Origin of the sequence: Streptomyces sp. SID486, from assembly GCF_009865385.1 — a bacterium.
In the GTDB taxonomy this organism is placed as follows: Bacteria; Actinomycetota; Actinomycetes; order Streptomycetales; family Streptomycetaceae; genus Streptomyces.
Genome location: NZ_WWJT01000485.1, coordinates 1 through 6,296 on the forward strand (window position 1 = coordinate 1; position 6,296 = coordinate 6,296).

Annotated in this window: 6 protein-coding genes; 4 read left to right on the top strand and 2 right to left on the bottom strand. The window is 74.2% G+C overall.

Translation table 11 applies throughout. The features are described 5' to 3' along the window. The 3 genes from GT045_RS22900 to GT045_RS22910 form a co-directional block, all read left to right on the top strand. Positions 1-1,277 (top strand): glycosyltransferase (locus GT045_RS22900; protein ID WP_202528761.1); only part of this gene is annotated, 1,277 nt, incomplete at its 5' end. A 52-nt stretch (positions 1,278-1,329) separates the two neighbouring features. After that, positions 1,330-2,685, top strand: a complete 1,356-nt coding sequence (locus GT045_RS22905; RefSeq protein ID WP_161298749.1) for a nucleotide sugar dehydrogenase — start codon at positions 1,330-1,332, stop codon at positions 2,683-2,685. Between the two features lie 54 nt (positions 2,686-2,739). Next, positions 2,740-3,963, top strand: a complete 1,224-nt coding sequence (locus GT045_RS22910; protein WP_161335284.1) for a glycosyltransferase — start codon at positions 2,740-2,742, stop codon at positions 3,961-3,963. On the opposite strand, the gene GT045_RS22915 is transcribed toward GT045_RS22910, so the two are convergent. Next, positions 3,898-4,455, bottom strand: coding sequence for a TetR family transcriptional regulator (locus GT045_RS22915; protein WP_161298747.1), 558 nt, complete (start codon positions 4,453-4,455; stop codon positions 3,898-3,900). The two genes, GT045_RS22910 and GT045_RS22915, sit on opposite strands and share 66 nt — an antisense overlap. Positions 4,456-4,672: 217 nt before the next feature. Between GT045_RS22915 and GT045_RS22920 the strand changes: the two genes are divergently transcribed. Continuing rightward, complete coding sequence (locus tag GT045_RS22920) at positions 4,673-5,551, top strand: NAD(P)-dependent oxidoreductase (protein ID WP_161335285.1); 879 nt, start codon at positions 4,673-4,675, stop codon at positions 5,549-5,551. A gap of 67 nt (positions 5,552-5,618) precedes the next feature. On the opposite strand, the gene GT045_RS22925 is transcribed toward GT045_RS22920, so the two are convergent. Next, positions 5,619-6,065 carry a PPOX class F420-dependent oxidoreductase gene (locus tag GT045_RS22925; protein WP_161335286.1) on the bottom strand — a complete coding sequence of 149 codons (447 nt, stop codon included), beginning with the start codon at positions 6,063-6,065 and terminating at the stop codon, positions 5,619-5,621. Between the last annotated feature and the right edge of the window lie 231 nt (positions 6,066-6,296).

Consider the following 6,296-nt stretch of genomic DNA (forward strand, 5'->3'; position numbering starts at 1 on the left):
TGGCCGCGGCTCCGTCGGCCGTTCGGGTGACCGCGCCCGCCGGGCGGCCGGTGCGGCCGGTGCCCGGGCGGGTCCTGCATCTGGTGACCAACTCCCTGCCGTTCGCGCACGCCGGCTACACGGTGCGCACCCAGAAGCTGGCCGAGGCGCAGCGGGCCGCCGGGCTCGATCCGCACGTGGTGACCCGGATCGGGTTCCCGGTGACGCGGGGGGAGCTGGACGCCCGCCCGCTGCAGATCGTGGGCGGTGTGCCGCAGCACCGGCTGCTGCCCGGCCGGCTGCCTTACGGGCAGGGGCCGTTGCTGGCCCGCAACGCCGAGCTGGCGGGGCGGCTGGTGGAGCGGTTGCGGCCGGCCGTGCTGCACGCGGCCACCGACCACGGCAACGGGCGGGTGGCCCTCGCCCTGCGGGAGGTCTACGGGCTGCCGGTCGTCTACGAGGTGCGGGGTTTCCTGGAGGAGACCTGGCTGAGCCAGGATCCGGCCCGCAGCCCGCGGGACGCCGTCTACCGGATGCGGCGCGAGCTGGAGACCCACTGCATGCGGGAGGCCGACCTGGTGCTGACGCTCGGCACCGCGATGCGCGACGAGATCGTGGCGCGCGGGGTGCCGCCGGAGCGGGTGCTGATCGTGCCGAACGCCGTGGACGCGGCGTTCCTCGCGCCGCCGCCGGACGGGGCGCCGGTGCGGGCCCGCCTCGGCATCTCCCCGGACGAGTACGTGGTGGGCACGGTCGGCAGCCTCACCCCGCACGAGGGCATCGGCACATTGCTCCATGCGGGTGTAGAGCTGCGGCGGCGCGGCGTGCCGCTGCGGCTGCTGATCGTCGGGGACGGCGCGGAGCGCGCGCCGCTGCAGCGGCTGGCGGCCCGGCTGGGCCTGGACGACGGCACCGCCGTGTTCACCGGCCGCGTGCCGCACGCTCAAGTGCGCGACTACTACGCCGCGTTGGACGTTTTCGCGGTACCGCGCACCGCGGAGCGGGTGTGCCGTCTGGTGACCCCTCTCAAGCCGGTCGAGGCGATGGCGAGCGGCCTGCCCGTCACCGCGAGTGACCTCCCGGCCCTGGGAGAACTGGTCGTACCCGAGGTGAACGGACGGTTGATTCCTCCTGAATCACCACACGCTTGGGCAGATGAACTCGAAAAGGTGCTTTACAGTCATAAGCGGCGACTCGAATGGGGAGCCGCCGCCCGTGCGATGGTCGCGCGGGAACGCACCTGGGACCGGGTCGCCGCTACGACCCGTGAGGCGTATCGCTCTCTCGGATGCGTCTGAGGACCCTGCGAACCCCACCATCTGTCCAGCCGCGAAGGCCGGGTGAATCCTCATGCAGGTCGAACGGACCCAACCGCTCGGGGACAAGGAAGAACCGCTCGGGGACGAGCCGGAGCCGCTCGGGGACATAGAAGGGTATGTCCCGGTCGGCGACGTCGAACTCGCCGTGATCGGGCTCGGATACGTCGGACTGCCCCTGGCCCGGGAGGCGGCGTCGGTCGGCCTGCGCGTGGTGGGCCTGGACCGCGACCCGCGGGTCGTCGCCGGGCTCAACTCCGGCCGCTCGCACGTCGACGACGTCTCCGACGACGACGTGCGCCGGATGCGGGAGGCCGGTTTCACCGCGTTCACGGACGACGCCTGTCTGGCACGCGCGCAGACCGTGGTGATCTGCGTGCCGACTCCGCTGAGCGACGACGGCGGCCCCGATCTGGGCGCGGTCGTCTCGGCCACCCGCGCGGTGGCCGGCCGGCTGCGCCCCGGCCAGCTGGTGGTACTGGAGTCGACCACCTACCCGGGCACCACCGAGGAGGTCGTGCGGCCTCTGCTGGAGGAGTCGGGACTGCGCGTCGGCGAGGACATCGCCCTCGCCTTCTCCCCCGAGCGCATCGACCCGGGCAACACCCAGCACGGGCTGCGCGAGACACCCAAGGTGGTCGGCGGCTGCACCCCGTCCTGCGCGATCCGCGCGGTGACCTTCTACGGCAAGTTCGTGAACATGGTCGTGCAGGCGAAGGGCACCCGCGAGGCCGAGATGGCCAAGCTGCTGGAGAACACCTACCGGCACGTGAACATCGCGCTCGTCAACGAACTGGCCATCATCAGCCGGGAACTGCACGTGGACGTGTGGGACGCGATCCGCTGCGCCGGCACCAAGCCCTTCGGCTTCCAGGCGTTCCGCCCGAGCCCCGGCGTGGGCGGCCACTGCATCCCCATCGACCCCAACTACCTTTCTTACAAGGTGCGTTCATCGCTGGGGTACGAGTTCCGGTTCGTCGAGCTGGCCCAGGAGATCAACCGGCGCATGCCCGAGTACGTGGTGCGGCGCGCGCAGGACCTGCTCAACACCGTGGGACGCCCGCTGCACGGCTCCCGGGTGCTGCTGCTCGGCGTCACCTACAAGCCGGACGTCGCCGATCTGCGCGAGACCCCGGCGGAGCCGGTGGCCCGGCTGCTGCGGGAGCGCGAGGCCGAGGTGGCCTTCCACGATCCGCACGTGGAGCAGTGGTCCGTCGACGGGGTCACCGTCCCCCGCGCCGGCGACCTGCCGGCCGCGCTGCGCGACCACGACCTGACCATCCTGCTCCAGGACCACTCCGCCTACGAGCTGCCGGTCCTCGCGGACACCGCACGGCTGCTGTTCGACACCCGCGGCCGGATCTTCAAGCCCGGCGTCGAGGTCCTGTAGGCCCACCCTCCCCGGCAACCGCCGGTGTTCCGCGCGGAGTTGAAAGGCACTGCCATGCGGATACTCGTCGTCACCGTCGTCCATCACCCCGAGGACGCGCGCATACTGCACCGGGAGATCGCCGCGCTGCGGGAGCGCGGCCACCATGTGGTGTACGCGGCCCCGTTCGCCGCCCGGGGCACCACACCCCGGCCGTACGTCGAGGGTGTGGACCTGCCCCGTGCGGCCGGCCGGGACCGGGGCGCGGCGCTGCGTGCGGCCCGGGCACTGCTGGCCGAGCGCGGCCCGGCGGTGGACGTGGTCCTGCTGCACGACCCGGAGCTGCTGCTGGCGCTGCCCGGCACGCTGCGGCGGCTGCGCCGGACCGGGCCGGTACCGGTGACCGTGTGGGACGTCCACGAGGACACGGCGGCGGCACTGGTCATGAAGTCCTGGGTGCCGCGGCTGCTGCGGCCGCCGCTGCGCGGGGCGGTACGGACGGTGGAGCGGCTGGCCGAGCGCCGGCTGCGGCTGCTGCTCGCCGAGTACGCCTACCAGGACCGCTTCCGCATGCGCCACCCCGTCGTCCCCAACCTGGCCACCCCGCCGGCCGATCCGCCCCCGCCGCCGGGCGACGACCGGGTGGTCTACCTGGGGCAGCTGTCCCGGGCGCGCGGCGCGCTCGATCTGATCGCCATGGCGCGGCTGCTGGCCCCCGCCGTCCGGGTCGAGGCGATCGGCGCGGCGGATCCGGACGTACGCGACGCCCTCGCGGCGGCCGACCGGGAGGGCGTGCTGCGCTGGTCCGGCTTCCTGCCCAACGACCGCGCGCTCGCCCGGCTCTCCGGCGCCCTGGCCGGCCTCTCCCTCCTGCACGACCAGCCCAACTACCGCCACTCCCGGCCCACCAAGGTCGTGGAGTACATGGCCCACGGGGTTCCCGTCGTCACCACGCCCACCCCGCTGGCCGCGGAGCTGGTCGAACGGCACGGATGCGGTCTGGTGGTGCCCTACGGCGATCCGCCGGCGGCGGCGGACGCGGTGCGGCGGCTGGCCGGCGACGCCGGACTGCGGCTGCGTACCGCCCGGCTGGGCCGGGAGGCCGCCGTGTCGGAGCTGAACTGGCTGCACCGCGCCGCCGAGTTCGTGGACCGGCTGGAGGAGTGGGTCAAGGAGGAGACGGCCGGGGCCGCGGTCACGGCGGATGCGGCGGGGCCGGGTCCGTCGCGCCGGTCAGCGGCGTACGGCGGCGTCGAGCAGGGGACCGAGTTCCCGTACGACCGCGTCGAGGGCACGTGAGTCCCGCTCGGCCCGGGCCATCAGGATCGCGCCCTCCAGGGCGCTGATCATGAGGGTGCCCAGGGCGTCGGCCCGCTCGGCGGGCACCCCCATGCCCGTGAGGGCCTCGGCGAGCGGGGCCCGCCAGGTCGCGAACGCGGCCGCGGCCGCCTGCCGGGTGGAGTCCTCCGCGCAGGCACAGTCGACCGTGGCGGCGGCGACCGGGCATCCGGCGGCGAAGCCGTCGGCCGCGTACTCGTCGGTCCACTGCGCGGCCATGGCCGCGAACAGGGCGCTCGGCGTGGCCTCTTCGAGCCCGGCGAGGAAGCGGGCGATGCGCTTGCCCGCGTACCGCCCGGCCCACGCGACCGCCTCGTCGACCAGTTGCCGCTTGCCGCCCGGGAAGTAGTGCTGAAGGGAGCCGCGCGGCGCCTGCGCGTGGGCGGCGACCTCGCGCATGCCGGCCGCGGCGACCCCGCCCCGCCGGATGAGCTGGGCCGCGCTGAACACCATCCGCTCCCGCGGTCCGTGCCGCGTCTGCGACTCCGCCTCCGACTGCGACCGCGGCTGCGGCTGCGGCTGCGGCTGCGACTGCGACTGCGACTGCGACTGCGACTGCGACTGCGACATCGTCCCTCCGTTCGCCGTCCCCACTCTATGACCGCCGTCATGACCGAAGGTACTATGACCGTTGTCATAGTCGGCCCTCGGAGCGAAGGGCGGTCCCGCCGTGCACGTCGGATTCATCGGACTCGGAGTGATGGGCCGGCCCATGGCCCTGCGCCTGGCGTCCGCCGGGACCCCGCTGCTGGTCTGGAACCGCACCGAGGAGCGCGCGGAAGCGCTCGGCGCGGCCGGTGCCGAGGTGGCGGCCGGCCCCGGCGAGGTGTTCACGAGGGCGCGGACCGTGCTGCTGATGCTCGCCGACGAGGCCGCGGTGGACGCCGTGCTCGGCCGGGGCACACCTGAGCTGGCCGCACGGGTCGCGGACCGGACGATCGTGCACATGGGCACGACGTCCCCTGAGTACTCCCGCGCCCTGGAGGCCGACGTACGGGCCGCCGGCGGCCGGTACGTCGAGGCGCCCGTCTCGGGGTCCCGGGTGCCGGCGGAGCAGGGGCAGCTGGTCGCCATGCTCGCCGGTGACGAGGCCGCCGTGGCCGCCGTACGGCCGCTCCTCGCGCCGATGTGCCGGGAGACGTTCGTGTGCGGGCCGGCGCCCGGGGCGCTGCTGATGAAGCTGTCGGTGAACCTGTTCCTGATCACCCAGGTGACCGGGCTGGCCGAGGCGTTCCACTTCGCCGAGCGGCAGGGCCTGGACCGGCGGCTGTTCCTGGACGTCCTGGACGCGGGCCCGATGGCCAGCGGGGTGACCCGGATGAAGGCACCCAAGCTGCACGGGCGGGACTTCGCGGTGCAGGCGGCGGCGCTCGACGTCCTGAAGAACAACCGGCTGATCGCCGAGGCGGCACGCAAGGCCGGCCTCGCCTCACCGCTCCTCGACGTCTGCCACACCCTGTTCGAGGAGACGGTGGCGCAGGGGTACGGCGGCGAGGACATGGCCGCCGTGCTGCGGGCGATCGAGACGCGGACCGCCGAGGCGCCGTGAGGCCGGGTGCGGGTCGGCCCTGTCGGCTCTGTGGCCCTTGCCAGCCCTGCCCGCCCTGTCGGCCTTGTCAGTCCTGTGGGCCCTTCGGGAGGCCGTAGGCCCGTTCGACGCGCAGCCGCAGCACCAGTCGGCGGTCGCGGACCATGGCGGCCCGGTAGTCGTCCCAGTCCGGGTGCTCGCCGACGACGTCGCGGTAGAGCCGGATCAGCTCCTCGACCGTCTCGTCGTGCGGGTCGGCGGCGACCGGGGTCAGCTCGGCGGTGCCCTCGGCGACGGTGTAGGCCCAGCGGTCGGCGCTGGTGACGTGGTACGAGGCGCGGGGGTCGCGGCGGAGGTTGCGGGTCTTGGCGCGGTCGTCGGTGACCGAGATGCGGATGATCCGCTCGCCGGGGCTGTAGGCGTGACTGACGTTGGACAGCTGGGGGCGGCCGTCGCGCCGGAGGGTGACCAGCACACCGCCGTGGCCTTCGGCAAGCAGACCGAGCAGCGCGTCCTGCGTGGGGTCCTGAGTCATATCCGGGTCAACTCCCCCGGGCACCCGACGCATTCCCGGGCGGTCTGGGCGAGCCGGGTGGGCCGGGCGAGGTCGGGTGGGCCGGATAGACCGGGGAGGCCGGGCGAACCGGGGAGCCGGGGAGGTCGGGTAGGTCGGGCGGGCCGGAGGGCCGGGCGAACCGGTGGGCCGGGTGGGCCGGTGGGCCGGGTGGGCCGGTGGGCCGGGTGGGCCGGTGGGCCGGGTGGGCCG